Source organism: Roseovarius sp. M141 (assembly GCF_024355225.1).
Lineage (GTDB): Bacteria > Pseudomonadota > Alphaproteobacteria > Rhodobacterales > Rhodobacteraceae > Roseovarius.
Genome location: NZ_VCNH01000003.1, coordinates 1 through 26,335, shown reverse-complemented (window position 1 = coordinate 26,335; position 26,335 = coordinate 1). Strand labels below are relative to the sequence as shown.

Annotated in this window: 28 protein-coding genes; 17 read left to right on the top strand and 11 right to left on the bottom strand. The window is 60.2% G+C overall.

The window, feature by feature from the left end; all coding sequences use genetic code 11:
* Window positions 1-103 precede the first annotated feature (103 nt).
* From FGD77_RS02260 to FGD77_RS02250, 3 genes are all read left to right on the top strand, one after another.
* Window positions 104-2,350, top strand: a complete 2,247-nt coding sequence (locus tag FGD77_RS02260; RefSeq protein WP_255005950.1) for a TonB-dependent receptor — start codon at window positions 104-106, stop codon at window positions 2,348-2,350.
* 259 nt (window positions 2,351-2,609) lie between these two features.
* Complete coding sequence (locus tag FGD77_RS02255; protein ID WP_255005948.1) at window positions 2,610-3,890, top strand: ParB/RepB/Spo0J family partition protein; 1,281 nt, start codon at window positions 2,610-2,612, stop codon at window positions 3,888-3,890.
* Between the two features lie 75 nt (window positions 3,891-3,965).
* On the top strand, window positions 3,966-4,463 hold the full coding sequence (locus FGD77_RS02250) for a hypothetical protein (protein WP_255005947.1): 498 nt from the start codon (window positions 3,966-3,968) through the stop codon (window positions 4,461-4,463).
* Here the strand turns inward: FGD77_RS02250 and FGD77_RS02245 are convergent.
* Window positions 4,365-4,721, bottom strand: coding sequence for a hypothetical protein (locus FGD77_RS02245; protein WP_255005945.1), 357 nt, complete (start codon window positions 4,719-4,721; stop codon window positions 4,365-4,367). The genes FGD77_RS02250 and FGD77_RS02245 overlap by 99 nt on opposite strands.
* A 79-nt stretch (window positions 4,722-4,800) precedes the next feature.
* Window positions 4,801-4,986, bottom strand: coding sequence for a hypothetical protein (locus FGD77_RS02240; protein WP_255005944.1), 186 nt, complete (start codon window positions 4,984-4,986; stop codon window positions 4,801-4,803).
* A gap of 131 nt (window positions 4,987-5,117) precedes the next feature.
* Between FGD77_RS02240 and FGD77_RS02235 the strand changes: the two genes are divergently transcribed.
* Both FGD77_RS02235 and FGD77_RS02230 read left to right on the top strand, forming a co-directional pair.
* Window positions 5,118-5,615: a DotD/TraH family lipoprotein gene (locus FGD77_RS02235; protein ID WP_255005942.1), complete on the top strand. Its 498-nt coding sequence runs from the start codon at window positions 5,118-5,120 to the stop codon at window positions 5,613-5,615.
* Window positions 5,612-6,508 (top strand): type IV secretory system conjugative DNA transfer family protein, encoded by an 897-nt coding sequence (locus tag FGD77_RS02230; RefSeq protein WP_255005940.1) that lies wholly within the window; start codon window positions 5,612-5,614, stop codon window positions 6,506-6,508. The genes FGD77_RS02235 and FGD77_RS02230 overlap by 4 nt, the downstream gene beginning before the upstream one ends.
* A gap of 44 nt (window positions 6,509-6,552) precedes the next feature.
* Here the strand turns inward: FGD77_RS02230 and FGD77_RS02225 are convergent, their stop codons facing one another.
* The gene (locus tag FGD77_RS02225) at window positions 6,553-6,762 is read right to left on the bottom strand and encodes a hypothetical protein (RefSeq protein ID WP_255005939.1); all 210 of its coding nucleotides are present in this window, start codon (window positions 6,760-6,762) and stop codon (window positions 6,553-6,555) included.
* A 61-nt stretch (window positions 6,763-6,823) separates the two neighbouring features.
* Between FGD77_RS02225 and FGD77_RS02220 the strand changes: the two genes are divergently transcribed.
* The 8 genes from FGD77_RS02220 to repC all read left to right on the top strand — a co-directional run bounded on the left by FGD77_RS02220 (window position 6,824) and on the right by repC (window position 15,384).
* The gene (locus tag FGD77_RS02220; RefSeq protein WP_255005937.1) at window positions 6,824-7,759 is read left to right on the top strand and encodes a hypothetical protein; all 936 of its coding nucleotides are present in this window, start codon (window positions 6,824-6,826) and stop codon (window positions 7,757-7,759) included.
* Window positions 7,760-7,771: 12 nt separating this feature from the next.
* Window positions 7,772-8,419 carry a type IVB secretion system apparatus protein IcmL/DotI gene (locus tag FGD77_RS02215; protein ID WP_255005935.1) on the top strand — a complete coding sequence of 216 codons (648 nt, stop codon included), beginning with the start codon at window positions 7,772-7,774 and terminating at the stop codon, window positions 8,417-8,419.
* Window positions 8,419-9,633: a DotH/IcmK family type IV secretion protein gene (locus tag FGD77_RS02210; protein WP_255005934.1), complete on the top strand. Its 1,215-nt coding sequence runs from the start codon at window positions 8,419-8,421 to the stop codon at window positions 9,631-9,633. Before FGD77_RS02215 ends, FGD77_RS02210 begins: the two co-directional genes overlap by 1 nt.
* Window positions 9,630-10,922, top strand: a complete 1,293-nt coding sequence (locus FGD77_RS02205; RefSeq protein WP_255005933.1) for a hypothetical protein — start codon at window positions 9,630-9,632, stop codon at window positions 10,920-10,922. The genes FGD77_RS02210 and FGD77_RS02205 overlap by 4 nt, the downstream gene beginning before the upstream one ends.
* Window positions 10,923-10,939: 17 nt before the next feature.
* Window positions 10,940-11,326, top strand: coding sequence for an IcmT/TraK family protein (gene icmT, locus FGD77_RS02200; protein WP_080459093.1), 387 nt, complete (start codon window positions 10,940-10,942; stop codon window positions 11,324-11,326).
* 110 nt (window positions 11,327-11,436) lie between these two features.
* Window positions 11,437-12,795, top strand: coding sequence for a ParA family protein (locus tag FGD77_RS02195; RefSeq protein WP_255005917.1), 1,359 nt, complete (start codon window positions 11,437-11,439; stop codon window positions 12,793-12,795).
* Window positions 12,792-13,829, top strand: coding sequence for a replication protein (locus tag FGD77_RS02190; RefSeq protein ID WP_255005914.1), 1,038 nt, complete (start codon window positions 12,792-12,794; stop codon window positions 13,827-13,829). Before FGD77_RS02195 ends, FGD77_RS02190 begins: the two co-directional genes overlap by 4 nt.
* Window positions 13,830-14,070: 241 nt before the next feature.
* Window positions 14,071-15,384: a plasmid replication protein RepC gene (repC, locus tag FGD77_RS02185; RefSeq protein ID WP_255005913.1), complete on the top strand. Its 1,314-nt coding sequence runs from the start codon at window positions 14,071-14,073 to the stop codon at window positions 15,382-15,384.
* A gap of 44 nt (window positions 15,385-15,428) precedes the next feature.
* Here the strand turns inward: repC and FGD77_RS02180 are convergent, their stop codons facing one another.
* A complete protein-coding gene (locus FGD77_RS02180) occupies window positions 15,429-16,679 on the bottom strand; it encodes an IS256 family transposase (RefSeq protein ID WP_255005911.1) in 1,251 nt (416 codons plus the stop codon).
* Between the two features lie 176 nt (window positions 16,680-16,855).
* On the opposite strand from FGD77_RS02180, the gene FGD77_RS02175 reads away from it, so the two are divergent.
* The gene (locus FGD77_RS02175) at window positions 16,856-17,200 is read left to right on the top strand and encodes a type II toxin-antitoxin system RelE/ParE family toxin (protein WP_255005909.1); all 345 of its coding nucleotides are present in this window, start codon (window positions 16,856-16,858) and stop codon (window positions 17,198-17,200) included.
* Between the two features lie 11 nt (window positions 17,201-17,211).
* Complete coding sequence (locus FGD77_RS02170) at window positions 17,212-17,583, top strand: helix-turn-helix domain-containing protein (RefSeq protein WP_080459096.1); 372 nt, start codon at window positions 17,212-17,214, stop codon at window positions 17,581-17,583.
* Between the two features lie 4 nt (window positions 17,584-17,587).
* Here the strand turns inward: FGD77_RS02170 and FGD77_RS02165 are convergent, their stop codons facing one another.
* Window positions 17,588-18,685: a tyrosine-type recombinase/integrase gene (locus FGD77_RS02165; protein ID WP_255006123.1), complete on the bottom strand. Its 1,098-nt coding sequence runs from the start codon at window positions 18,683-18,685 to the stop codon at window positions 17,588-17,590.
* Between the two features lie 157 nt (window positions 18,686-18,842).
* Here FGD77_RS02165 and FGD77_RS02160 point away from each other — a divergent pair, with 157 nt between their 5' ends.
* A complete protein-coding gene (locus tag FGD77_RS02160) occupies window positions 18,843-19,796 on the top strand; it encodes a DUF1403 family protein (protein ID WP_255005908.1) in 954 nt (317 codons plus the stop codon).
* Complete coding sequence (locus FGD77_RS02155; protein ID WP_255005905.1) at window positions 19,793-20,413, top strand: SMC-Scp complex subunit ScpB; 621 nt, start codon at window positions 19,793-19,795, stop codon at window positions 20,411-20,413. The genes FGD77_RS02160 and FGD77_RS02155 overlap by 4 nt, the downstream gene beginning before the upstream one ends.
* A 36-nt stretch (window positions 20,414-20,449) precedes the next feature.
* Here the strand turns inward: FGD77_RS02155 and FGD77_RS02150 are convergent, their stop codons facing one another.
* From FGD77_RS02150 to FGD77_RS02125, 6 genes are all read right to left on the bottom strand, one after another.
* Complete coding sequence (locus FGD77_RS02150; protein WP_255005902.1) at window positions 20,450-21,151, bottom strand: competence protein CoiA; 702 nt, start codon at window positions 21,149-21,151, stop codon at window positions 20,450-20,452.
* A gap of 10 nt (window positions 21,152-21,161) precedes the next feature.
* Window positions 21,162-21,521, bottom strand: a complete 360-nt coding sequence (locus FGD77_RS02145) for a DUF6527 family protein (protein WP_255006113.1) — start codon at window positions 21,519-21,521, stop codon at window positions 21,162-21,164.
* 34 nt (window positions 21,522-21,555) lie between these two features.
* Complete coding sequence (locus tag FGD77_RS02140; protein ID WP_255005900.1) at window positions 21,556-22,095, bottom strand: hypothetical protein; 540 nt, start codon at window positions 22,093-22,095, stop codon at window positions 21,556-21,558.
* Window positions 22,058-22,819 (bottom strand): multiubiquitin domain-containing protein, encoded by a 762-nt coding sequence (locus tag FGD77_RS02135; RefSeq protein WP_255005898.1) that lies wholly within the window; start codon window positions 22,817-22,819, stop codon window positions 22,058-22,060. Before FGD77_RS02135 ends, FGD77_RS02140 begins: the two co-directional genes overlap by 38 nt.
* A gap of 69 nt (window positions 22,820-22,888) precedes the next feature.
* Complete coding sequence (locus FGD77_RS02130; protein ID WP_255005896.1) at window positions 22,889-26,056, bottom strand: nucleotidyl transferase AbiEii/AbiGii toxin family protein; 3,168 nt, start codon at window positions 26,054-26,056, stop codon at window positions 22,889-22,891.
* The coding region (locus FGD77_RS02125; RefSeq protein WP_255005895.1) for a hypothetical protein at window positions 26,053-26,335 on the bottom strand (283 nt) is incomplete at its 5' end. The genes FGD77_RS02130 and FGD77_RS02125, both read right to left, overlap by 4 nt.

The window sequence follows — 26,335 nt, the reverse complement described above, 5'->3', positions numbered from 1 at the left end:
TCCGCATTTCATTGGTGCATTGCGAATTGGGTGACCGGAAGGCCGCAGAAACGCTGTGGGTCTACGGGCAGCCCATCCGGCAGAACGCCAAAAATGAAGCGACATGACCTACCGACCAAACATGATCCGACCCATCGCAGCCGCGCTGCTTGCCAGCGGTACGGTTTTCTCCGGCGCGACCGCCACAGCCCAATCCGCGCAGCCCGGAGCCGGCGTGGTCTATGACTTGGGCACGATTGTGCTGGACGCCGAAAGCAAGGCCGACCGCCTGCGCGACCAAATGGCGCAAAGCGCGGGCGCCGCGGGTGTTGTCGGACGCGAGGACTATGGTCAGATCCCCAATCCGACCGTCGCGGATGCCGTGGCCACCCAACCGGGGGTCGTTGTGCAGGAGTTCTTCGGCGGCAACGATCAGCCACGCATCCAGATCCGTGGCTCGGGCCTGCAACAAAGTCCGACCGAACGCGGCCTGCTCGTGTTGAAGAACGGCATGCCCGTCAACCGCGCCGACGGATCCTACATTGTGGGTCTCGCCGCGCCGGGCAATGCCGAAGCGATCGAGGTTTGGCGCGGCGCAGCTGCCAACCGGCTGGGCGCGACGGTGCTGGGCGGGGCAGTCAACTTCATCTCGCCCACCGCGTCGAGCGATCCGGGCACCCGCCTGCGCTTTTCAACCGGCAGTTTTGGTCGCGTCGGTGCATCGGGGCAAACCTCGGTAAGTGGCGAAAAAGCCAGTGCGCTGTTCCAGTTCGAGTTGAACCGCAAGGACGGGTTTCGCGACCTCAACAACTCGTCACGGCGCGATTCGGTCGGTGTGAACGTTGAAATTCCGCACGGCGACACGGCTGCGACGCAACTGTTCCTGTCCTATACCGATCTGCAATTCGATGTGTCCGGCCCCCTGACCAAGGCCGGGCTGGCGCGCGATCCAAGTGCCGTTCATCCCGGCCCGACCTTCATGGGGCCCGGCATGATCGCAGATCCCGGCCCGAACGTGCCACGCGACCGGCCTCGCCGCGAAGCAACGCAGTTTCTCGCCGGGGCGCGTACCTCTTTCGATCTTGACGATCACCGGTTCGACCTCGGCATAAGCGCCGCGCAGACCGATGACAGCTTTCGTTTTCCCATCTCGGCCGGTGAACGTGTGACCGACGGCTGGGATACCAACCTGACCGCCCGCTACGCGTTTCGGCCAGGATCGGTCAATGAACAGCCGTTGATCGAGGCAACACTCAACTACGCATTCGGAAAGGCGGACCGCGACTATTATCACAATGTCAGCGGCAGTCGCGGGCCGCAGTTCGGTGCCAACGAACTCGAGTCGACAACAGTCTCGGCCTATCTGGGCGCGAACCTGCCCCTTGGTGGTTCGGTCGTCCTGTCGCCATCTCTGTCCTATACGCATGCAACGCGCCGGAACGATGATCTCTGGGCCGCTGCAACTCGACCGACGGTCGGCTTCAACCCGGCGAACCAGACGGTTCAACTGCCCAATGGAAGCGTTCCGACAGTTTCCAACAGCTATGATCTGGATTATTCCGGCTGGAGTCCGCGCCTCGCCCTCAGTTGGAAGCCGCGCGAGAACCAGACCGCGTGGATTGCCCTGTCGCACGGTTTCGAGCCGCCCACGCATGACGACCTGCTGGCCACGTCCGGCGGCACGCCGTTCTCCGGGCCGGGACGGCCCAACCCTGGGGTGCCATCTTCCGGCGCAGCGGCATTTTCCACGGCTGCTCTTGCCGCACAGGAAGCAAACACCCTGGAAATCGGCTGGCGCGGGCGCGCACCGTCTGGCCTTGCCTGGGACGTGACGGCTTATCATTCGCGGGTGAAGAACGAGATCCTGTCACTGCGTGATGCCGCCGCATCGCCGCGCGGATCGATCAACGCCGACAAGACGACCCATACCGGGATCGAGGCCGGCATCAGCGGATATCTGACAGACACGCTCAGCGCCCGCCTGGCCTGGACCTGGCAGGACTTCCGGTTCGACAATGATCCGGTCCGCGGCGACAACCGGCTGGCGGGCGCACCCCGCAACCTGATCAATCTCGCCTTCGCCTGGGAGGCGACATCGGATCTGACCGCCTTTGGCGGTGTGCGGTGGGTGCCGGGGAAAACCCCGGTCGACAATATGAACTCGCTTTATGCTGATCCCTATGTCGTGGTCGATTTGCAGGCGGAATATCGCCTCAGCGAAACGGCGGTCCTGCAAGGTGGAATAACCAATCTGTTCGACGAGACATATGCTGCGTCGACATTGGTGGTTGATCAGGCCCGGCCGGATCAGGCGGCGTTCATACCAGGCGAAGGGCGGGCATTTTATTTGGGTGCGGCGCTGCAATTCTGATTGGAATCTCAGCATGCGTTCTGGTCGGCAACTCAGCAATACGAACATCTCGTAGCCGTCCTTCGCGAGACTACGCCGCAGAAGGGCTGTGAGCAAATTCTGCCCATGCAGATAAATACGACGCAATTGGCGCCGTTCCTTCTGACCCTGTCGTTGGGCGACAAGGTCGGCGAAGAGCAAGAGGAGGGAAAGCCCGGGTTGCCGGGCTTTGAAGGGAGAGAGAGGCTCTCCCGGTCCGGCTCCGAACAGGAGCACTCCGATGACACAGCGCAAATCCCAGAAGGGCGCGGGCACCACCGTTCCGGCAGGCAGCGCCGCCCCACAAGACCTCCAGATGATCCCGCTCAACAAGCTGGTTCTGAGTCCCAAAAACGTGCGCAAGACGCCTGCAAGCGAGGCTGAAGACGCCGAACTCTATGCCAGCATCAAGGAGACCGGACTCAAGCAGAACCTGCTCGTGCACAAGGTCGGCGCGAAGTTCCATGTCCATGCCGGCGGGCGCCGTCTTGCCGCGCTGAACAAGCTGGCGGACGACAAGGTGATCACCCAAAGCCATGCGGTTGCCTGCGCGATCGAGGAGCCGGACCAGGCCGAAGACACCTCGACCGCAGAGAACATGGTGCGCGTTGCCATGCATGCGGCCGACCAGTTCGAAGCCTTCGCCGCCCTGCGCAAGAAAGGCCGCACCGAAGACGAAATCGCGGCCCGGTTCGGGATCACCACCGATCTCGTGCGGCGGCGCCTGAAGCTCGCAAGCGTCTCGCCCGATCTGATGCAGATCTTTCGGGATGGCGACATGTCGCTCGACTGCGTAATGGCGTTTACGCTCACGGATGATCACGCCCGGCAGGTCGAGGTCTGGGAGGCCGTCAAGCAGCACTATGCGCCCTCGCCCCATTCGATCCGCAGCAAGCTTACGGAACAATCCTATTCCGGATCGTCCAAGCTCGCGAACTTCGTCGGCCTCGATGCCTACAAGGCCGCCGGTGGCTCCGTCATCGAAGACCTCTTCGCCGAGCGCGATGCGATGCATCTGGAGGATCCCGACCTGCTGGAACGTCTCGCCCAGGAGAAACTGGAGGGACTGGCAGCGGATGCGGCCAAGACCTGGAAATGGGCGGAGGCGCACCTTGAGACGGATTATGACAGCTTTCGCCCCTATGGCCGGGTCTATCCCGAACCGCTCGATCCCGATCCCAAGCTCGAAGCCGAGCTGGCCGATCTGCAAGCACGCCATGACGTCCTGGAAGCCGACTATGATGAGGAGACGTGGACGGAGGCGTTGCAGGCGGAAGAGGAGCGGATCTGGGACCGCATCCATGAAATCGAGGCGATCCAGGAGGCAAACGTCGCCTATACAGAGCAGCAATACGCCATCGCCGGATGTGTCGTGACCATCAACTACGATGGCGAGCCGCGGCTTGAGACCGGGCTGGTACGGCCCGAAGACATTCCGGAGCCGGTCGCAACCAATGACAATCAGGATGACGACGATGTTGATCCCACCGATGATGCGGTTGCCCGAAGAGGATCAACTTGAGACCGCCATCACCGCCATGGTCGAGGCCAGCCACATGTTGCTCGCTGACACCCAGCTCGAAGAGGTCTGCAAGAGATGCTCTGGTCGCTCACCAACATCTTTCATCGCCGCCTTACCAGTCTGGAGCGCCAGCTCGACGAGAACGAATTCGACCAGCGCGCCCTGGTCCGCTGTCAGGACGGCTCGGAGGTCAAAAGCCTGGAACTGGAGCGCAAGATCGAGCGCGGTCAGAAGCTCATCGAGCATCGCGACGCCTATGAAGCGATGCGGGATGTGTCAGCCGCCCATTTCCACACAGAGACCGGATCGATCTGGATGCCGAGGACGGGCTCACGGGTCTCGCACAGGAACCTCACCGCGTCGGTGGTCGACAGCCGCAACTTCCTCTCCGCCGAGCGGCGCAAGAAGACCGAAATCCACTGTCCCGACGGCACCCGCATCGCCTTCGCCGGAGGCGACTATCAGGATTACGGCCTACGCCTCGCCCCAGGTCTCATGCGTGTAGAGCCAGATACCGATCAGGTCTTCCCTGGCACCGTGGGTGAGCCGGTATTTGGCCATCTGTCGCGGTGACAACCGCCGCCGCGCTTCCTGGCCGATCTCTTGCGGTGACAGGGCAGTGACCTTGCCTGCCCTCGCCTCGGCTATTCTGCTGGACAGCAACCGGTTCAAACTCGCCAGCGCCTCCGATTCGCTCAGCTCCGAGGCGTCGGCGGCATCCCCGAGGGTGCGTTCCAGCACATAGGCCTTGATGCTTTTTCCGCTGAGGGCGGCAATCGCCTTGAGTTGCTGATGTTCCTGCGTGCTGATGTCGATGGAAAGCCTGGGCATGGGAAAACTCCTTTGGCAGAAACATAAGACAACAAACCCGCAAAAACAACATTTGTTGCTATTGAGAACCTGAGATGCGCTATTCAGGAGCGATATCGGCTATCTTGTTCATGACAGCGGCAAGGGTTTCGATCTCGTTGATCACATCGACGCTGTCTCGCTGACCCGCCGTCAGCAGGAAAGCCCGTAGCGCATGGCTGGTGTCCTGGCGCGCGGCCAGTTCAGCGAGTTTTTGCCTGAATTCATCCATCTGCGCCCTGTTCATAAACCCTCCCTGTCAAAGCAATCATGTTCAGGATTTAATATCGTTATATATAGCGATATACGGGGGAATGTCTTGATGTATTACGGGGTGCGGCCCGCATGATGGGAGTTTGTATGATTCTGGCGCGGACCATGATCGTTTCCTTGAGCCTTCTTGGCTGTGTCGCCTGCGGTGCCACCAGGCCGCCGGTGTCGACTGGCCTGTCGGCGCTGATCGAGGCGGAAACCTCTGTTGTGGACCGCGAGATCGCTGATGCGGCACTCTACGACGGCGTGCTGGAGCCTTATGCGACCGGCACCACCACGCTGAAAAACCCCGCTCATGTGACCGACGCGCGGTTGATGACCGTAGTCCATTCCGCCTTCACCGGGCCGGTCGAGGATTTTGTCGGCAAAGTTGCGCTTGAGACCGGTTACCGCGTGATCGCCCAGGGCGAAAAGCCCGGCGCGCCGATCCTGATCACACTCGTCCAGCAGAACCTGCCCGCCATGGGCGCGCTGCGCGAAGCCTTCTTCCAGGGCAAAGGCCGCGCGCAATTGATCGTCGATCAACGGACCAGAACCATGACGATCGTTTACAGCAGACCCGAGCGCAGCCCGGTTCCGCATATCGAGGATACCGAAACATGATGCGCCGGCTCAAAACATCCGTGATCGTGCTCAGCGCGGTGGTGGTTCTCTCCGGATGCGAGGCTCTGACGCTGAAAGAGCCGGAAGCCGTCGAGCCGGACCCGATCTTCGTTGGCGGCCCGGACCAGTACCGATCAAACAGACCCCCTGCCGATTTTGCCGAATTCTCCCGGCGCACAAAGCGCGGCAATTACGAAACCTCGGTGGAGGACGAGCGCTATGATCTCTTGCGCGAGGCTGCTGTCTCCTACGCGGCGCAGGCCGGCTACCAGCACCGGGTCTGGGAGGTCATGCGCCAGCTCGAGCAGGACAGCCCGAAACTGTCGCGGACGTTTGATTTCAACCGCGTGGCCTATGCCGCCCCGCGAGAGACGGGCTATATTCTCCCGCCCGTTGTCAGCCGCGCCACGGCGGCCATCAACGTGGATGAGAGCGGCCAATCCGCGGTGGCCGCCGATGAATTCTACCGCCTCGAAATCCCGGGGCGCATCGTCACCATCTTGCCGACCTGGCGGGATTATCTGATCCTTCCGCTCGAAGAGGCGAGCGAACCGGACGATGATTTTCTGCCTCAAGACCGGGAGGAGAAGCAGGTCTTCAACCGCTTCGCCGCGGAAGGCTGGCAGGCCGGGGTCGAACAGGCCGACGAGGCGCTCGGGCTCAACTTCGCGCGGTTGAAGCGCGACTATCTGGGCATGGTCGAATACCGAAAGATGGTGCAGGCGGGACTGGTCCGAGAGCTTGTTCTGGAATCCTCCGAGAGGCGCTCTGCGGGCGAAGGCGACGAGCTCTTCATCGGCGAACGCCGGGTTCGTATCGTCAGCACCGCGCGGTTCGTGCGCGACCCCAAGCACTGGAAGCCGCTGCGGAGGCGCTATGCGGTGACGAAATGATCGATCCGGGCCGGATCGACCTCGCCCCGGACGACCCGAACGCTTCAGAGGTGACGATCCTCAGGGATGAACCCAACCGCTTCGACAGCGATCTGTCCGCATTCGATCATTTCCTCGTCGGCGCGGCCATGAAAGGCGCGTCTGACATCAACATCAGCGCCGATCTGCGTATTCGCGTTCAGCTGCATGGCGATCAGAAACTCGCGACGAAGCGGCGCCTGCTGATCACGGAGGTGCAGGCCATGCTGGCCCATCTGTGGTCCGCCAACGATGCGATGTCGCTTGTGAGCGCCGGGCGGCCATTGGACTTTTCCTATGAGAAGAAGATCGACCGCAAGCGCAGTCAACGCTTCCGGGTGGGCGATCAAGGATACGGACGGGATCCCCGCGACCGCCCTGACGACGCCGGACGGGCTGACGATCCTGGGCCGGATCATCGGCCCGCAGGGCGAAGACATTTCCGCGGCCTTGCTGGCGACCGTACCCGATCCAGACCTGAAGGTGCCAAATCCGATAAGCGCAGAACTTCAGGCCCCGGCCACGACGTCTTGGAAAGAGATGGCGCCGGTTCCAGAGTCCCAAGGCGTCCCGTCCGTTGCGGTCTCACCTGCTTTGCGCCAATCCCAAGGAGATCTGCAGGCCGGCGCTGCGAGCGGGACCACGCAGCTGCGGGACGCCGAAACTCCGCAGACGCCCCCTGGCGGCGGACCCACCACGGCCGCGCTCACCGCCATCGATCACCCCTCGGCCGATGTACAGGCGGGGCTCGATGTCCTCTTCAGCCAGGCCGGGAACGAGCGGGTCTGGTTCTCGGCCGGGACACCCAAGCCCGGCGCGCCCGTCATCTACATGCTTGCCGATCCGGACTGTCCGCAATGCCAGTGGACGATCGATCAGATGCAAGAGGCCATCGCCAGCGGCGCGATCGATCTGCGGATCATCTTCGCGCCGATCACCGGGGTCCGGGGCTTCAACACCTCCCTGTCGATCCTGCATTCGCAAGACATCCCGCAGAGCTTCATGGCGCATATGACGTCGAAGACCCGCGGGACACCTGCCGTCGTGCAGATGGATACGGCCCAAGCCGACGAGGCCGTGATCCAGGGCATCGTCGACAACATCAACTGGATGCGCGCCAACCGGATGCCGGGCGTGCCGTTCTTCCTCTATGAAACCGACCAGGGTGCGCAGTTCGCCTTCTCGGAACTGCCGCCGGACGCCCTCGCCGTCGCCCGGCCCGCAGGTCAGTGACGGGACGCGCCGATGCTGCCGGACAATGAACATCTGGGCGCCGCCGAATCGATCCTGCGCGCGGCCCGCACCTTCGAGATCTCCTACAAACTCATGGCGAGGGTCGCGCTCGGCCTCGCCGTCTCGACAACCGTGCTGGCGGCCTCGACCGCCTATCTTGCCGTCAACCGGCCCGAGCCACGCTATTTCGCCACCACGAGTGACGGCCAGTTGCTGCCCCTCGTGCCTCTCGACAAGCCGCACCAGTCCGCCGCCGAGGTGAGCAATTTCGCGGTCAAGGCGGTCACGACGTCGCTCACCTACGATTTCGCCAATTATCGCGCCGATTTTAACAACGCGCTGCAGTATTTCACCAAGCCCGCCGGGTGGAACCAGTTCGTCGAGGCCGTGCAGAAGAGCCAGATGCTCGAGCTGGTGCAAAGCCGCCGTCTCAACACGACCGCCGTTGCCAACAACGCGGTCATTGTGCGCGAGGGCATCAACGATCGCGGCATCTATGAATGGGTCGTGCAGATCCCGCTCCGCGTCACCTACCAGTCGGCCTCCGAGGTGACCGGGCAGAACTTCATGATCACCGTCAATATCGAGCGCCTGCAGACCTATGAATCCCCTTATGCGATGGCGATCTCGCGCTTCATCGCCGCCCCCGGAGGTGCCTGATGCCAGTATATGTCCGATCAATGATGCAACTACCGCGCCGGTCGATTGCCGTCCTTGGCGTTCTCCTGCTCGGCGTGGCGCTATCACCCGCCCAGGCGCAAGAAGTGTTGAGAGATGCGGAGGGCGAGGAAACCGTGCCGCCCGGCAACGAGGTCCAGACCCCCCTGCCCCGACCTGCGGCCCGGCCCACCGCGACGCTTCCGGGTCAGGGAGATGGGCCCACGGTGGTCACCATCGAGAACGGCGGTCCGGATTCCTCCACTCAGCAGAGACTGCCCACCGGGGCCGAGCCCCTGACCCAGAACGAGATCAACCAGCGCCAGCAGCCGGATGGGCCCCTGCCGCCCGTCGAGGCCGGTGATTTCCCGATCATCGGCGCACAGGAGTTGCTGCAAAGCCTCGACGATCTCGACCGGCCGCTGACGCCCGAGGAGATCACCGCCTATGGTGCTGCGCTCCAGAGCCAGTTCCCGATGACGCCGGAGATGATCCGCGACTATCGCCGCCGCGTCGATGAAAGTCAGAAGGCGGCCGCGACACCCCCCTCGGGCCAGTTTCCGAATGCCATCACGGACGCCAAGCGCCTGACACTCGATTCGGCCCAGGATCCGGAAATCCTGTTGACCGGTCCGGATACGGTAAGTGTCATGGCCTTCTACGACCGGACCGGCGCGGCCTGGCCGATCGCGTCCTACGTGATCGGCAAGCCAAAGAGCTTCCAGGTCTATGCGATGCAGGAAGGCTCGAACCAGCTGGCGGTCACGCCGCTCATCGCGCACGGGTTCTCCAACATCGTGGTCTCGCTCGTGGGCGAAAGCCGCCCGCTGGTCTTCGACGTGCGCACGAACTCTCTCAACACGCATTATCGCCGTGACTTCACGGTGCATGGCCTGGGGCCGAACGCCGCCGAGCAGCCGCTCCAGACCCGGCAGAGCGAACCGATCGCCCGCGCCGCGGACGACGTGATGATGGCCTTTGCCACCGGCGCCGACATTCCCGGCAACGCCGTGCGCCTTTCCACGGATAACGGCGCCGTCAAGGCCTGGCGCTACGGCGGGGCGATCTATCTGCAATCGGCTCATGCGATCATCTCGCCGCCCGCCTCCGGCATCCTGACCGGGCCCGGCCAGGTCAAAGCCTACCGGATCCGGCCGACAAACGTCGCCCTGATCTCCACGAACGGGCGCGTCTCCAAAGTGAGGATATCCGAATGAACGATCCGACAAACGCAAATGAAAACAATGATGAAGCGGGCGAGGGGTCTGCGGGAGATCCAACCGGGGCGGCCGAGGAGCCCCGCGCGGGGCGCGTGATTCGCGAGCGCAAGCGCGGGCTGCTATCCTTCAGAAACATGGCCTTGCTGGCGATACTGGCCGTCGGCGGTGCTGTCGGCTACGAGGTCTGGAAGAACCCGGAGCTGATCGGCCCGAGCCGTGTCGCCGGAACGCCCAATGTCGACGATACGCCCGCCGGTGACCAGTTGCGCGACTCCGAGCGCTACCGGGACAATCTGCGCCGACAGAACGAGGACGGCGCCCGCGAGGCAGAGGAGTCCGACACCTCGTTCATCGCGACGCCGGACGAGCCTTTGCACCGGATCGATGAAAAGCCGCCCGCCACGGCACCGAACCCGAATCGCCCGCTACCCCCGGCAAACGATCCGGTCGAGACCGAGCCCCCCAGAACCGTTGTGATCGACCGTCAGCAACCGGGGCAGCAACAGGTGCGGCCAGTGGCCGGTCAGCCGCAACCACCGGACTATGCGCGCATCAACCAGCTCGCGCAGTTGATGGCGACGCAGCAGCAGGGGCTGCTTGGCGCATGGAGCGCCCAGCCGTCGGCCGTCACCGTCGTCGTCGAGGAAGACCTGGTCTCCGGCGAAGACGCTGCATCTGCGATAGCGAGTGATGGCATGAGACACCAGGCCGACCCCCCTGCCCTTTCCGAGCCGCTCGTTCGCGCCGGCGAGGTCGTTCTCGCCTCTACCATCATCACCAATGACAGCGACACGCCCGGCCCCGTCGTCGCTGAAATCCGCAAAGGGCCGCTCAAGGGCGCCCGGCTCCTCGGCGGGTTCGAAGCCAACCAGGGCAACACACATCTCATTGTCCGGTTCAACACCGCGGTTCTCGCGGACGGCACCCAGGTCCCCGTATCGGCCTATGCGGTCGATGCGCGGCAAAAGTCACTCGCGGTGCGGAGCGATCTGGATCGGCGTCTCTTCGCACGCTACGCGCCGCGGGTCGCGGCGGCGTTCGTGTCGGGCGTGGGCGACGCACTCTCCGATCCCGGCACATCGCTGATCGATCTCGGCGGCGTCACCGGCGTCACGCGCCGGGCGCCAACAATCGAGCAAGGCCTCTACAAGGGCCTCGCGGAGGTCGGCAACGATCTCGCGGGGGAGTTTGTCCAAAGCGCGCCCAGGGGTCCGCTGATTTCTTTGCGCTCACGCCAGATCATCGGCGTCCTGTTCACCGGCAACGTCCTGTTGCCGAACCGCTGATGACCGGAGGCCCCCCAATGCCCGAGACCAGATACAACATCTATCGCTCCACCGTGCATTGGCGCTACGCCATGGCGCGACCGCGCCTCGCGTCCTTCGACGCGCGCCTGGTGTTCTTCATTGTCCTTTTCGCCTTCCACATCCGCTGGTGGACCTTCGCCCTGCTGGTGTTCGCGATCGCCGGGTTCACCGCGGCGGGTTATTTCAAGTACGCGCTCGAGAATGTCCTGCGGCTTGCGCGCTCGAAGCTGGTCGGACCGTTCCGCCCGGCGGTGGCATATACGCGGCTCAGGCCGATGGTGGATTATGGGTCGGATGCTTTGAATGTGAGCGCTCGATCAACGTCAAAATCCTCGGTCTTGAATATATTCAAGACCTCAATCCGGCCGCGGTGGCGACCATAAAGAGCGTCTATATAGCATAGGAGCGCGATATCTATACAACATGTACCAAACCATGCTACCAAGTAGTCAGAACTGATTCCATAAGAGAATCGGAGGCAGTGGTAAGTATCATGAGCGGTACACTAGAACAATTTTTGAACGACCTCTCGCGCGGTCTCGATAAGACGATGGTGTCGGTCAACAAAGACCTGACGATTCGAAATCGGATCAAGCGCTCTTGGTCCATGCGGCAGTGCGCCCGCTTTCTCAATGTCAGCATACAGTACCTCACAAAGTTTGCCCGCGAGAATGATGATTTCCCCGCCGGCGAGTATGTTGGCAGAGAGCGGGTTTTCACTCTCGTGGATTTGATGCAGATCCGAGCGTTGTTGGCCGCATCTGCTAAGCGACCGTACGACTATCTTGCTTGGAGAAAGCCCGGTGAAACGCTCCCGGTGATTTCGTTTGCGAGCCAGAAAGGCGGCACGGCCAAATCGTTGACTGCCGCACATTTTGCGCAATACCTGAGCCTCAACTATGGGATGCGCGTGGGTGTCATGGACGCCGACCCTCAGAGTACTATCACACTTTATTTTGTCGGGGGCGAAGGCCTGCCTCAACTTCCCACGGAAGATACGGCGACACTGGTCGATTTTGCCGGGTTGTACATGAGCGAAGATGGTAGCCCTTACACCGAGCATGACGCGGATACCTTGGACAGCTTTTTCCTGAAGACATCTTGGCCCGGATTGCGAATCCTGCCTGCGCACGGAGAGACTTCTGAAGGTGAACTTCAGATCACTCGACTCATCCGCGATAATCCTCCCGATAAAGCTTTCTACAGATACCTTCGGGACTCCGTCGAGCGCTGGCGTGACCATCACCAGCCCAAGACGGTGCCCAACGAGCTTGTGTCCAATGGCTCGGTCGATACCGAAAAGCTCAACGACGCTCTCGTTGAGACACTCGATTGCCTGATCATCGACTACCAGCCGGCGCTCACTCTGTTTCAGCTGAACAACGTCGTTGCTTCGACCAACTTGGTTATTCCTCAGACAATGAAGGGATTTGACATTGCCACGCTGTCTACCTTCGTCACTGGGCTTCGCGGGATGATCAATCACATACTTGATCACGACCGCATCGAGATTGGTACTGGGGCCAATATGTTGCTGCCAACAATCGTGCAACGAACAAATGACCAGGACTTGAAACAAGTAGCTAATCTGTTGGAGCACTGTCCAACAGAAGTGCTGCCCGTTTTTTACCTCCGGTCGGATGCGATCGCGAACGCGTCAGACGTCTATCAGTCAGTTTATGAGTATGAGCCCGATACACGCGGCAAGAAGAAGGGTATCGAGCGCTTCATTACAAATGCTGACGCCGTCAACGATGCTATTGTATCCCGGATCTGGCCAGGTCGTGAGCGAGGCTATGCGGAGAGCTGGATCAATGAATTCTATGAGGAAGACGGGGAGGAAACCGCATGAAACTCAAGCGTTCCTTGCTACAAGACACGAACAAGCCACAGGATGACGGGTCAGCCAAAAGACCGGGAGCGCAGCCCGATCCGAAGCGTGACGCGACGGATCCGGTTCCAGCTAAGGATGCTAAGCCACGCGTTGGCGGCGCTGGAAGCGCGTGGAAGGCGGGCGCTGTTGAGCAAAACAAAGCGGCGCTGAATCGAGCCCGCGAAAAGATTGCGGAGGATATTCTCAACGGTCACCACGAACTGTCGCTAGACTGGAAGATGGTCACTGACAGGCTTGGATCGGACCGCCGCTCCGACTGGCAAAGCCAAGAAGCATTTCACTCTCTAAAAGATAGTATCGCAGCAAATGGACAAGACACTCCGATACAGGTCTGGCCCAGTGATCCGGATTGGAAGCCAGATCCGCTAGACCCAGAAAACGTTGATGGGGTGAAGTTCGAGCTTATCACAGGGCGAAGACGGCATGCCATCGCAGAACTGCTCAATATGCCCCTGCGCGCGGTCTTGGCGTCGCCGGAAAAACGTGGATCTGAGAATGAAGAATTTGAACTACTCTTCATGCGGTTCAGAGAGAACGAAGAGCGAGAAAACCTCGGCCCGTTCGAACGGCTCCTATCGATTGGAGAGATGTTCGAAAACCTCAAAGCCAGTAGTGCTTCGAGCAATGTCACCGCCGTTTCTTTTGCCAAGCGCATAGGCGTCCACGAGAGCATCGTGTCGCGAGGGAGATCGGTTTTTAGGGACCGTGAGCAGATCTTGAATAAATTCAAGAATGCGTATGATCTTAGCTTTCCCGAGCTTCAGAAGGCTGTTTCCAGCCTCGCTGAACCCAAGAAGGCAAAGGCTAAGGCGCCCGCAAAACCAAAGAAGGTGATTGTCACAAGATCAGTCGGATCGAGAAAGCTCTCGATGTCGTCACAAGGCGGGAAGCTGTCAGTCAGCGCTGCCGGACTGGATTTAGATAAGCAGGGTCTCGAGGGCCTTGGCGACGTAATCGCCGCTTATCTGCAAGAACATGGGTCGAAAAAATGAAGCGTTCGCCTGCAACGACATGGAAGGGCGTACGACCCCTATTGAGGCCAAGAGCAGAGAGGAACACCACGTGATCTAACGGCAAAAGAAAAGCCCCCAAACCATGCGGCCTGAGAGCTGATCTAATTTGTGTTGCAGCTTTTAGATAACTCTCCCGCGGATCGATGTCAACGAAACAACACCGATTTGGTGAACGGGAACCTTTTGCCTTCATTCAACTGATGGAGGTGGAACAACACCCATGAAACATAACGGATGGCGCAAGCCAACGCCGGGCCTTGTGGTCGCTGAAAAGCACGCACAAGCCGGTGAACAGCTTTCTATACCCAAATCACAGGCAACCAGTGCGGCAAAGCGGGTAGCAGCCGCGATCGGGCTGCGAGCGCAAGACTTGCTCTTACTCGATACATTCGCCGCGTTCACGCAACCACAGGACTGGGAGCAGGGCAGGCGGCCGATCGTATGGGCCTCAAACAACTTCCTGATGGAGCAAACAGGGTTCTCGCTATCCACGTTGAGACGCCACGTGCGCCGGCTGGCAGAACTGGGTCTTATCTGGATCAAGGACAGCCCCAACGGCAAGCGTTATGGTCGTAGGGACGAAGATGGTGTGATTGTGGAGGCCTATGGTTTCGATCTGGCGCCGCTCGCAGCACGTACAGAGGAGTTCGAGACGCTCTATGCGCAGCTGAAAGAGGAACGCGCGCTCTGCGCCTCGCTGAGGAATGTCGTGACGATTACCCGCCGTGTTATCCGGGCTAAGATCGACAGAGCCCTGGAAAGCGGCCTCAGAGGCCCGTGGAAGCAATTGGAGGACGAGTTCGCCGTGCTACTACAGGGGCTTCCCAAGCGCACGACAGCGGCCAACAGGCTTATGGACATCGTAGACTGGTTCAAAGCCTTCAAGGATCGCGTAGAGCAAGCTTTCGAAGCCGCTTTTGATTGTCCCGAAGAATCGGACGCAAAACCATCACCTCTGCAGGTGTTCTCGACGGACAATATTGTTCCAATCAATGTAAATATGACACCCACGGGTGTCTCAAATGACACCCATATACTAACTACAAATCAACATGATCCTGTAAATAGTAATCGCTTTGAAACAAAGCACGCGGCAGGCGTTGCGCCAGAAATGCCGAAGTCTGAGGGGGTTGATAGACTGGAAGGAGAGAATCTCGATATCGCCTGGAGCACGCACACCAACAAACGTACGTCAGAGGTCGATATTCCGATGCTGATGGCCACTTGTCCGCATTTTGCGGAGATGGCGCGCGCTGTTGGCGGCGGATATATCCGAAACTGGAACGAATTACACCGTGCGGCGGGTCAGATCAGGGGCATGGCCGGGATTTCCGAGGATGCGTGGAACCTTTCGCAAAAGGCGCTTGGACCAGTTGTGGCATCTGCTGCAATCGCTCTGATATTCGACAAACACACCACCGGAGAGGTCAAATCGCCTGGCGGCTATCTGCGCGGCATGGTCGAGAAGGCCAGAGCTGGGGATCTGCATCTGGATCGCAGTTTTTATGGCCGATTGAGCGGACAGACGGCGTAGGAGAGGATCATGAAGAGATATGGGCAAAAGTTGGTGACGCTTGATCAGGCGGCAGCTTGAAGTTGGCGGATCCCATCGCGGAACTCAATCCCCTGGATGATCTCGGGCATGCGGTTTTGACCGTCGAGCTTGCGCCACTTCTTCTGCGCCGACATCATCAGCTTGAAGGCCATGGCCAGACCGGTCTTGCGGCTGAGGCACCCCTTGGTTCGTTTGGTGCGATGCCGGACGGTGGCAAAGGTGCTTTCGATCGGGTTTGACGTCCGGATGTGTTTCCAGTGTTCCGCCGGATAATCGTAGAAGGTCAGTAACGCGTCCCTGTCTTTAACCAGCTTGGCCACCGCCTTATCCCATTTCACTCCGTAGTTTTCGACGAAGAAATCAAAGGCGAGGTTGGCCTTGGCTTTTGTCTCGGCCTGCCAGATATCGTGCAGATGGCCCTTGGCTTTTGCCTGCACGGATTTCGGCATCGCGTTCAGCACGTTCATGGTCTTGTGAACCCAGCACCGCTGTTCCCTCGTCGTGGCGAATGCCTCGCGCAGCGCCGTCCAGAACCCCAGGGCGCCGTCGCCGATGGCAAGCTTGGGATCCTGTTTCAGGCCGCGACGTCTGAGATCGAGCAGTAGCTCGCGCCAGCTTTGCGTGCTTTCGCGAAAGCCGTCGGTCATGGCCAGAAGTTCCTTGCGGCCATATTCGTCGGCCCCGACAACCACCAGAACGCATTGTTTTTCCTCGGCCATTCTCGGTTTGAAATAGACGCCATCCGCCCAGATGTAGAGAAAGCGGCGGTTGCCGAGATCGCGTTTCTGCCAAGCCTCGTAGTCTTTCCACCAGTCAGCCTTCAGCCGCGTGACAGTCTTGGCAGACAGGCCCTTGGCGTTCGGACCCAGCAACGCCTCCAGCGCCTCGGTGAAATCACCCGTGGACACGCCCTTGAGGTATAGCCACGGCAGCAGCTCTTCGACCGATTTCGCTTTGCGAAGATACCGCGGCAGGATGCTGGGCGTGAAGGTGATCTTGTCTTCGCCAGCGCCCCGATCCCGCACGCGCGGCACTTTCACGGGCACTGGCCCAATGCCGGTCATCACCTCGCGTTCGGGTAGGTGACCATGGCGCACCAGGCGTGCCCGCCCGTCCTCCAGCCTTTCTCCGGAAAAGGCGGCCATGAGCGTCGCCAGTTCGGCGTGGATCGCCTGTTCGATCAACTTGCGTGCGCCATCGCGGAGGACATCCGTGAACGCGTCGGTGCTAAATCCCGATGGATCGGGCAGTTGGGTAATGGTAGTCTCTGACATGTGGCATATCCTTTTCTCAGCAGAGAATCGACGGCGTCTGAACACCGCCATGATATGCCGCCCCTCAGGGCATCACCAACTTTCGCGCGTAACTCGATCATGAATCTTAAAATCGAAGCTGGCAAAATCGGAAATATCATCTTGAACCGATATCTGTTTGAGCCTATATTGCTGTCATGACGTGGTCCGTACTTGAACACCCGGACTTCGTTGGGGAACGCGACGGGTTGCCGGAAGAGGTGTGTGACAAGCTTGATGCGGTGATCTTGCTGCTTGAGCAGTACGGTCCTCAGTTAGGTCGGCCTCATGTCGATACACTGGCTGGCTCGGGACACGCGAATATGAAGGAAATACGCGTGAAAGGGCAGGGGGTCTGGCGGTTTGCCTTCGCATTCGACGAGGAGCGAAACGCTGTCGTCCTGGTCGGAGGGAATAAACAAGGCAAGAACCAGAAGCGGTTCTACAAAACGTTGATTGCGACCGCCGATAAGCGCTTCGATGAGTGGCTCGCGGCGGAGTAAGGAGAGAAACCATGGCAAAGTTGACCAAAGCATCCTTTGTGAACGCCGGTGACCGCATTCGGGGTCTTCCGGCGGCAAAACGGGCTCGGATCGAGGCTCTTGCAAAAGAGATGGCATCGGAACTGCATCTCTCCGAAATTCGCAAGGCGCTGTCCATCACCCAGAAGGACCTGGCGGAGCGCACAGGCTTGGCGCAGGGCGAGGTATCAAGGTTCGAGAACGCGGAGCTGACCGGCGCGAAACTTGGGACGCTGGAGCGCTATGTCGAAGGCATGGGTGGGCGGTTGCGGCTTGTCGCTGAGATGCCCGATGGCACTGTTGCCGAGATCCCGATGACACGGGGAAAACCCGTGAAGTCAAAGATCAGCGCAGCACGGCGTTGACCGATCAAAGCCCGGCTGCCTTGGTCAGATTCACACGGAACCGATCCCTGCGGCGTTGGTAGCGGCGGGTCATCTCAGCGGAGGCGTGGCCGAGGTGTTTCTGGACGTAGCGCTCATCGACCTCGGCGCTGCTGGCGAGACCTGCGCGCAAGCTGTGGCCAGAAAACAGCGCGAGCCGGTCCTTCTCCGGTAGCTCAGACCGGATGCCGGCCTCCAGCACGCATCGCTTGATCAGCCGCGCGACATGTTTGTCGCTGAGGCGGTCCTCAAGCGCCTTGTTGCCATTCCGCGAGGTGCGCGTAAACACTGGCCCGAAATCGATCCTGGCGAAGTGAAGCCATTGCTCGAGCGCATGAACCGGGCAGGTCTGGTCACTGGATCCCCGGCCGATCTCGGCCTCGCGCCAGCCGGTCTTGGCGTTCAGCGTCAGCAGGGCCCCCTGGTCAAGGATATCGATCCAACCACCGCTGTCAGGCGTGTCGTCCTTGCCAACATCCAGGCTGACGATTTCCGAGCGGCGCAAGCCACCGGCATAGCCGAGCAGCAGGATCGCCCGGTCCCGTAGCCCGCGCAGGTCGTAGGGCAGGGTGGCCACCATGGCGAGGATGTCTTCGCGCAGGATCGCTTCCTTCTGGACCGGCGGGCGCGCGTGCTTGCGTTTGATCCCAGCCAACACAGTGGCGATGTGCCGATCCTTGCGATCGAAGGTGAAGCCGCGCTGCGCGTAGTTCCAGGACAGGCCGGACAAGCGGCGTTCGATCGTCGACACGGAGAGGGCAGGGGAGGGGCCCGAACCGGACGCCAGATCCGCGAGGTAGAGTCCGATCATCTCGGTCGAGGGGGGCAGGGGCTCGGTGCCCTTCAGCCGGCACCAGCGCGCAAAATGTTTCCAGTCTTTTGAATAGGCCTTCAGCGTGTTCTCCGACGCAGCAGCACGCGCATAGTCGCGGGCGGTGTCGACCAGTCGATCCAGCGTGCCGGATCCTGCGACATGCGAAGGCAGGGCGATGGATTCGCTTTTGTCTTGATCTCTCTCGTCGTCCTGACCATCATCAGGCGCAGCAGAGTGCGATGATCTCGATTTCTCGTCGTCTGCGGCCATCTTTTCCCCGAAAATTCCCGAATTTTGTGCCTGCTTCGCAGCATATCTTTTTACGTCCGATAAGGCAAGATTATTGGACATGGCAGAGACCAGCAGGGTGGGGCGGTTTCCTCATCATATTGTGGACGAAAGCGCCGCGAGAGACTAGTGTTGTGACATGACATACCAGCCCGCCACGATCTCCGACGACCTGACCACCCTACCGAAGCTGCCCGCATGGGTCACCTCCGGGCGTGCGGAAACCCTTGAAACTGTGGCCTTTCGGTCAGGGGCGGCGCTGACAGTGCTCGATCAACTGATCAGCGATCCTAGGTATGGCGTGCCGCTGAAACTGCTCGCCAACCGACTGGCGCTGAGTGCCGCTGTGGCGACCTCGAAACTGGAAGGGCGGTTGGCGCGGGAGGCGGATATCCGCGATGACTACCATCTGACGCCGCCAGGCGAGGCGCGGGGCCCGGATGGCGATCTGCTGGCGTTTTGGCGCGAGGCGGTGCGGCTTCGGCTGAAAGGACCCGGCGAGATCGCAGACCTGATCGGGCCCGACCGCGGGGAGGATGTGGCTGGCTGGCTGGACGCCGGACAAGAACGTGCACGGACCCATGGGCCGCTGGCTGGCGGCCTGGCGGTCCTACGCGCCGTGCTCGACGTGGACGTCCGGGCGGAGCGGGTCGCCTGCCTGCTGTCTGATGTCGTCCTGGCCCGGGCCCTGAACTGGAAGACCGTGCTGCCGCTTTCGGCGTTGAGGCTGACAAAGGCGGTGCTGCGAGAGCTGACCGCGCGCGGGCAGAGGGCAGAGCTGGCGGTTCAGGCCCGGATTCTGGAAAGCACTGAGGAGACTATCCGATTGGCGCGAGAGCTTGCTCGTCGCGCCGATGCGCTTTGCGCCATTGCACCAAAGCTGCGGGCAAGAGGATCGGATGCCGCCGTCGATCTATTCCTGACCGAGGATGCCGTGGCGCCGGCGTCGATGCTGTCGCCGCGTATCCGGGGTACCAACATTCCGATGACGGACCGTGCCGCGCGGCGGTTCTGCGACCGGCTGGTCGAGCTGGGTGTGGCACGGGAGCTGACCGGTCGGTCCACCTTCCGGCTCTACGGGATCGCGCCATGACGACCGCGACCCGGAAGCGGAAACCGGCGGAGGAGGGCGGCGCCGTCTTTGACCGGAACCTTGACGAACTGCCGCAGGAGCTGCGCTGGCGCGAATGGATGGGACGGATCGAGGCGGTGCTCTTCGCCAGCGCCTCACCGGTCGGCCGTGAAGATCTGGCGCGGGTGGTGGGGCAGGGGGCCTCGGTCGAGATCCTGATCGAGGACATCCAGGCCGAGCTCACCGGGCGGCCCTACGAGCTGGCGCAGGTGGCTGGCGGCTGGATGTTCCGGACGCGACCGCAGTTCGCCGACGCGATCAAGGCCGCGGCCGATCTCGGTGACCAGTCGCTTGCCTTCACTGAGATGGAGATGGGCGTGCTTTGCGCCATCGCCTATCATCAGCCGATCGACCGAGCCGGGCTGGCGGACATCTTCGGCAAGGAGGTCAGCCGCGATCTGTTGTCTAGGCTGCGGTACAAAGACCTGATCGCAAGCGGGCCCAGGTCTCCGCGGCCTGGGGCGCCGCATACCTTCGTGACGACCGAGACGTTCCTGGTGACCTTCGATCTGCAGAGCCTGCGGGATTTGCCGGAGCTGGAGCTCGACTTTGACGCGAACGCGAGTGCCGAGGCCTAGTGCTCCGTTCCGAGAGAGACTGTTAAGAAGCACAAATCAAAACCTCGCGCGGCGGCGGCGAAAGCGCACTTTTTGCCGGGTGGGCTCGCCGAACAACACATCGGGAATCGCGGAGTTTTCCGATATGTGTTGGACTAGCTTTGTCTTCGGGTATTCAAAGCCATAGATCCAATCACCTTTGATACGCCTGAGAAGCCAAACAACGTCCTCTCCGAAGTCGAAGGCGACAATGACGCCGACATGAACCCATTCTTTCAGCAATCGCGAATCGAAGATCCAGAGCTGGTGCACGACCCCGTCTTTGGTTGGATGCTTTACACCATCTTTGATGGCCGACTGAAACTGCTTTCGATCGGTCTGGCGCCGCGTTCCATCGACGACCCAGAACATCGGTTGATGAAATTCAGTCCGCTTCTTTGCTTCCTCTGGCCTTAGGTATGAGTGTTGGAATTCGACGACCAAACCCTTGGGTGTTTTGACGTCCGCAATGTGTAGTTCGCCCTGATCGTCCCTCGCAGCCACTTCCTGCCAGTCTGTCGGGAAGTGGTTCTTCCAATCCCGGTGCCACTGCGTCTCGTTCTCCCACCAATGATCACAGTGACGGCGGCCCATATGGGCCCAGTGCCAGACCTTCCGGGTTCCACACCTGGCGATCACTTCTGCGCCACAACCGGGGCATCGGCCCTTTGCGCCCGGTGTCGCTTCGACACGCTGATATTCATTTACTGCGAATCGCATGGCACTATCCTCAAGTCGGTGTCCGCTTATCGCGAACTGGATCCTTGGCCGGTCTTTTCGGGCGACCGCCGCGACACCAATTCACCTGTCCTTTTTTGATCCAGAAATGGCATCCGCACTCATTCTTTTGATGGACAGAGGGATGCACCGTTGGCCGCGACCAAAAATCTTCAGAGATACCCCAACGTGGCCGCTGATTGGGGTTCAATGATAGTGTGATGACTTCTCCGCAGCCGCCGGGACATCTGAGGCATGCCCATTTCTTTACGTTGCCACTTTCCACGACGGCAAGCGTTTCCGGTAGAAGCGCCGTTCGGTCTTGCAAGGACGGTGCCCGGGTCGTCAGGAAGTCAAATGGCAATAAACCCATTCTCCGAAAAAGACGTGAGATGGCTTGTTTCATGTCAGGTCACCATGTCCAGAAAGGGTTGCACATCGCCCCGACCAAGCGTCTGCGCCGCGTCGCAGCATGGGCAGTCGGATCGGACTTCAACAAGGGGCCTACGCTCGTCTCTGGCGTGAAAGCGCCGCATGCGCGTAGGCACCATACCGGCCGCTCCAGCGAGGCCAGTCACGCCGGCCAGCCACTCATTGACCGCCATCGCCGCCGCTTCGGTCGTAAAGGTGACCACTGCCGGAGATGGATCGCCTTCGCCCAAAACATAGGCTTCTTCTTTCAGTCGCTCATAAGCGTCAGGGTCGTCGCGCCTAATAACTTCTTCACGTGCCCGCGGCGGATCGACGTAGCCGCCGCAAAGTAGGCAAGGATGCCCAGGCACGAGTGTCGAAACACGGGCGAAGAGATCATAGGCTGTGTCGGTGCGCCGCTGCATCGCAAGCCCCACATCGATAACGGGGATGCCGTAGAACCGCGTGAAGCGATTGAGAAACAACCGTCCGGCGTGGTCACCGCTGCCATACGCGACCACCGAAGCGGAGGTCAACGGTACAAGCCTTTGGCACTTGTCCGGTGCCTGCCAAAGTCAGCTTTGGCGCGACGTAGAACATGTCAGGCGGACAGTCTGGGTATCCCCTGGGCAGCAGAATCAGAACATCTGCCGCCGTGTGGTTGAATTTTCCGTCCGGCAGCGCGTGGTTCTTCAGGATGATCCCTGTGTTGCCACCCTCTGAAACCACCTCGAACTTGTAGCCGTGACCAGAAAGATAGATCTGATCTTTCGACGGAAGGGCATCCCCCTCCGTCGTCTGGTCGATCAGCGAAACGAACCGCTCAACTCCGGCATCCGCCAGGTTGATCACATCCGTATCCGTGATCTTCTTGTCGTGCTGCCCAGGGATTTCCTGCCAGAGGTTGTAGTTCGGCGGTAACTTGGCCAACTTGCGCAGCACGAAGCCGCTGATGCACGCCCGAGGCCATTCGAGATCGGCGTCGTCGATCTTGAACTTGAAGCTACGATCGGAACGGGCGACGAGCACCTTTTCCACACCACGGCCACGTAGGTCGTAGCTTTCGTCGAGCCGGATGTCTTCGAAGTCGCCATTGGGTAGGATCGCGATGGCCGCATGCTCGTCGACGGGGTGACCACCTGCAGCCTCGATAAGCTGGCGCCCCAAGACTTTGGGATCGTCGAAGACGTGCTTTCTGAAGTTGAGGTCCTCATCGGCGATGAGAACAGGGAAGCGAGGAGTGTTTCCTTGCGATTTCATAGTTTTAGTCCTTGTACACTTTGAGGCCACAGACACCATGTCTGCGCCTTCACAAGGACAATCGCGGCGTCAGGAAGAATCCGGTAAGCCTGATCCGATTTTTTTTCTGAGGGTGCCGGATGGTGGCGGATTGCAGATGAAAAAGTAGGGGCATCGCGCACATCGGTCGTTGCGGTTGGGTGGAAATCGGCCCTCGATGATGGCAATCGCAGCGTCTGCGATTTTTGCCTTCTTGTTCCCGAGTTGCGTACTCTTCATCGACAACCGATCTTGCGATCCACCGGTCAAATAGACGAATTCGGCTTTGCCGCGGCCATCGGCGGCGATTTGAAACGCAGCCGCATCAAGCGCGGTCACCGCGGTGCTTGTCTTGCGCCCCGTGCGAATGCGTCGGAACACCGTGGTGTTTCCCGTGTCGATCTCCTCGTGAGCTGTCACCACGACTTCCGCATCGCCGAACCGGAGTGAAAGGGATTGCGGCACGCGCCGGGTCTCGCCCTGCCGCAGCCGGAGGAAAAACTGCAGCAACTCGCCGGAGATTTGACGATACTCCGAGGCGTAGCCGTGTTCAATCGGTCCATGGGCAGTCCACGCGGTGTCCATGATCGCCTGCAACTCTCGCTGGTCCGTCACATCACCGAGGCGTCTCGTTAGCTCATCGACAACGGCCTGAACGGCATTGTGCATGCGCATGGGGGCGGACTCCATGCGACGACCACCGACTTGCAACACATGTGCGAAAAAGAAGCGACGGGGGCATTTGTCGTAGGTGGCAAGTTGAGAGGGCGACACTCGGGCAATCCCGTCGACTTCCAACTTGAAGTATTCGTCGGCGGCCAAAACGTCAGCTGGAGCGGACATCGGCGATGCTTCACAGAGCTTGCCAGAAATGTCGTCGATGAAGCTGGATTTGCTCTGCCGCCGACCATTGGACTGCTTGTTTGGTGCATAGAGCGTTAGGTGCTCTTCCGCTCGGGACAATGCCACAAAGAACAGGCAACGCTGTTCCTCGTCATGCCCAGCCTTGATAGCCTCGCTGCCAATGAATGGCGCACCCTCGATCATCCCGTCCGGCGGTGCGAGGCCACGGCTCTGATTGGCTGATCGGGGGATTGAACTGCTCGTCAAAGACGGCAGGTGAAGCACCTTGAACTCGAGGCCCTTACTCCCGTGGATCGTCATCAGGCGGACGGCATCCAAGCTCTGAGCGGCACTTGGAAGATCGCGCAGATCGCGCTCGTCCGAGAGGATCACAAGCCGCCGGATGTGCTCCAGAAGGTCCCGTATCGGGTAGCCCGATCTTTCAGGCAGAGCCGACCGCAGAAAATTCTGGAATTGCCAGAGGGCAAGCGCGGGGTTGGCGTTGCCGCTCCGAGCCTCGGTCGCGATATCGGCTGCCAGGCGGGTTCGGTCCAGGTAGATCTTCGTGACCACCTGCCAGGCCGTGGACGTTGGTTCGATCCCTTCGAAGGCGTCTGTTAGCGCTTTGAGCGAATGTCGGCCCTCTTCCGACAATCCCGGAGTCGCTCCGAGAACAGTCCGCCAATCGAGTGGGAGAGGCTTGTCAGCACACCGGATCGTCTCAACGGCTTCGGCGACGTCCTCGATAGGCATCCGAAACGGCGGCATCGAGGCGATGCATGTCAATCCCATCGCTCGCGGATCAATCACGAGCGACAGCAGCGACAATGCTTCCTTGATTTCTGGCCGGTCGAACAAAGGGCCGAGGAACAGAACCGGTATTCCACGTGCCTCCAGACCCGAAGCGATTTCTGCCAACCGTGCGTTTCCCTTGCAGATGACTGCCTGATCTCGACAAGAGATCGAGTTGGTAAGGGCGGCGGTTATGCGTGCGGTGACCTCGTCGATTTCATGATCTTTCGACTCGACTGAAACGAACGACGGCGCCACGCCGTTTGTGCCCTTGAATGCATTTGCCTCGAAGTCCGGCGCTTCCATGCGCGTTTTCGCAAACTCGCTGAATGTATCGCAGATTTCCTGGCATGAGCGGTAGTTCGTACCGAGTTGCAGCGATGTCCCACCTGGAAAATCATCAGTCTCGAACCGATCAATATTGTAGGAGGATGCGCCACGGAAACGATAGATGGATTGCTTCGCATCACCCACGACCCATAGGTTTTCGCCGTCCGGCTTCAGCGCACGCAAAAGTCGTACGCTCGCGCGATTTACGTCCTGATACTCATCTACGAGAATATGCTCATATCGGTCCCGCAGCTGCGCCCGTACAGCCTCGTCCGACTCGACCAGCGCCGTTGGGCGAGCGACGAGATCACCGAAATCGACTGCACCGAGATCAGCCTTTAGTCGCTCATATAGGTCGTAAACCGAAGCGATCTCGAGACATTTCTCTGCTGCAGTCCGATCTTCTTCGGTTTGTGCTATGTCGGCCATTTTCTGTGAGAGCGCACGATACTGGTGATGATCGACGACTTCGTCTTTTGCGCGTGAGATGGCCGAGAGAATGGACCGCAAATTGTCGGTCGGATCAAAGAGGTCGTTGAAATGTGTCAGTCTCAACCGCGGAAACTCGTCTTCCAAAAGCGCAATGGCTTCGGTGGCGTCGATCAACCGCGGGTCAGATGGCAAACCTGCGCGATCGTGGAACCGGCGCAGGATATCAAGTCCGAAGGAGTGAAACGTTCCGATCCAAGCGGACCCGGCAGCTTCGGGCCAGGCCACCATGGCGCGATCCGTCATTTCGCCGGCCGCCTTGTTTGAGAAGGTTAGAAGCAGGATGCCTTCCGGGTCAACGCTCCGATTCTTCAGAGCCGACAGCCGGCCGACAAGCGTTTGCGTCTTGCCGGTTCCCGGTCCGGCCTTCAGAAGTAAAGCCTTTCCGCTGTGTTCCGCCGCACGTCTTTGCTCGTCATTCAAAGGTTTTGGCGTTGACACAGTGTCGTCGCCCTCTTCGCTCGGTGGGAGCAAGAGCGCATCGAATAGTTGAACAGCCACCATTGGGTAGGGAGCGCCAAGCCGCTCGCTGATGGGGCCGTTGGTTGTACGGACTAGATCGATGTCCTCGGAATAGCGAAGCGGCTTCGGGAAGTGCAGCTTGTTGAGAGCTGTTCCCCCGCGAAAGCGCAACTCCTTTCGAAGCATCTCATCGGAGAAGATGTCGACAAGCGCACGACTGATGATCAGATCCTGTTCGATCTGACGTTGCTCGGCCCATGGTGCAATTGCTCCCCACGCGACTATGTTCTGCGACGGGATCATTCATCGACCTCCGGATTGCGGCGAATGATGACACGCCAACGAGGATTGCGGTCGATTGGATCGAACGCGAAGTCTGGGTCTCGTGCTTCTGCACGATCAAGCTCAGTCCAGTTGCTCTGGCTGCGAGCCAACAATACATGATGCATTGCTTCTGCCTTGGCGCCATGACCAAGCCAGTCCAGCAAGTATCCCAGCCGCTGCACCACTGGCCGCTCTACGGTTCGGGATAGGTGAGCCAGTTGCTCTTCGTCAATTTTCGGACCGAGGTCCGAGAGCACC

Excerpts from the sequence above, each read along its gene's own strand:
- FGD77_RS02250 (WP_255005947.1), top strand. The coding sequence starts at position 3,966 with ATGCTCTGGTCGCTCACCAACATCTTTCATCGCCGCCTTACCAGTCTG.
- FGD77_RS02230 (WP_255005940.1), top strand. The coding sequence starts at position 5,612 with ATGATGCGCCGGCTCAAAACATCCGTGATCGTGCTCAGCGCGGTGGTG.
- FGD77_RS02130 (WP_255005896.1), bottom strand. The coding sequence starts at position 26,056 with ATGATCCCGTCGCAGAACATAGTCGCGTGGGGAGCAATTGCACCATGG.
- FGD77_RS02170 (WP_080459096.1), top strand. The coding sequence starts at position 17,212 with ATGGCAAAGTTGACCAAAGCATCCTTTGTGAACGCCGGTGACCGCATT.
- FGD77_RS02220 (WP_255005937.1), top strand. The coding sequence starts at position 6,824 with ATGAGAAGAAGATCGACCGCAAGCGCAGTCAACGCTTCCGGGTGGGCG.
- FGD77_RS02145 (WP_255006113.1), bottom strand. The coding sequence starts at position 21,521 with ATGGGTTTATTGCCATTTGACTTCCTGACGACCCGGGCACCGTCCTTG.
- FGD77_RS02240 (WP_255005944.1), bottom strand. The coding sequence starts at position 4,986 with ATGAACAGGGCGCAGATGGATGAATTCAGGCAAAAACTCGCTGAACTG.
- FGD77_RS02160 (WP_255005908.1), top strand. The coding sequence starts at position 18,843 with ATGACATACCAGCCCGCCACGATCTCCGACGACCTGACCACCCTACCG.
- FGD77_RS02195 (WP_255005917.1), top strand. The coding sequence starts at position 11,437 with ATGAGCGGTACACTAGAACAATTTTTGAACGACCTCTCGCGCGGTCTC.
- FGD77_RS02150 (WP_255005902.1), bottom strand. The coding sequence starts at position 21,151 with ATGCGATTCGCAGTAAATGAATATCAGCGTGTCGAAGCGACACCGGGC.
- FGD77_RS02155 (WP_255005905.1), top strand. The coding sequence starts at position 19,793 with ATGACGACCGCGACCCGGAAGCGGAAACCGGCGGAGGAGGGCGGCGCC.
- FGD77_RS02255 (WP_255005948.1), top strand. The coding sequence starts at position 2,610 with ATGACACAGCGCAAATCCCAGAAGGGCGCGGGCACCACCGTTCCGGCA.
- repC (WP_255005913.1), top strand. The coding sequence starts at position 14,071 with ATGAAACATAACGGATGGCGCAAGCCAACGCCGGGCCTTGTGGTCGCT.
- FGD77_RS02180 (WP_255005911.1), bottom strand. The coding sequence starts at position 16,679 with ATGTCAGAGACTACCATTACCCAACTGCCCGATCCATCGGGATTTAGC.
- FGD77_RS02165 (WP_255006123.1), bottom strand. The coding sequence starts at position 18,685 with ATGGCCGCAGACGACGAGAAATCGAGATCATCGCACTCTGCTGCGCCT.
- FGD77_RS02190 (WP_255005914.1), top strand. The coding sequence starts at position 12,792 with ATGAAACTCAAGCGTTCCTTGCTACAAGACACGAACAAGCCACAGGAT.
- FGD77_RS02175 (WP_255005909.1), top strand. The coding sequence starts at position 16,856 with ATGACGTGGTCCGTACTTGAACACCCGGACTTCGTTGGGGAACGCGAC.
- FGD77_RS02205 (WP_255005933.1), top strand. The coding sequence starts at position 9,630 with ATGAACGATCCGACAAACGCAAATGAAAACAATGATGAAGCGGGCGAG.
- FGD77_RS02215 (WP_255005935.1), top strand. The coding sequence starts at position 7,772 with ATGCTGCCGGACAATGAACATCTGGGCGCCGCCGAATCGATCCTGCGC.
- FGD77_RS02235 (WP_255005942.1), top strand. The coding sequence starts at position 5,118 with ATGATCGTTTCCTTGAGCCTTCTTGGCTGTGTCGCCTGCGGTGCCACC.
- FGD77_RS02135 (WP_255005898.1), bottom strand. The coding sequence starts at position 22,819 with ATGAAATCGCAAGGAAACACTCCTCGCTTCCCTGTTCTCATCGCCGAT.
- FGD77_RS02260 (WP_255005950.1), top strand. The coding sequence starts at position 104 with ATGACCTACCGACCAAACATGATCCGACCCATCGCAGCCGCGCTGCTT.
- FGD77_RS02225 (WP_255005939.1), bottom strand. The coding sequence starts at position 6,762 with ATGGGCCAGCATGGCCTGCACCTCCGTGATCAGCAGGCGCCGCTTCGT.
- FGD77_RS02245 (WP_255005945.1), bottom strand. The coding sequence starts at position 4,721 with ATGCCCAGGCTTTCCATCGACATCAGCACGCAGGAACATCAGCAACTC.
- icmT (WP_080459093.1), top strand. The coding sequence starts at position 10,940 with ATGCCCGAGACCAGATACAACATCTATCGCTCCACCGTGCATTGGCGC.
- FGD77_RS02210 (WP_255005934.1), top strand. The coding sequence starts at position 8,419 with ATGCCAGTATATGTCCGATCAATGATGCAACTACCGCGCCGGTCGATT.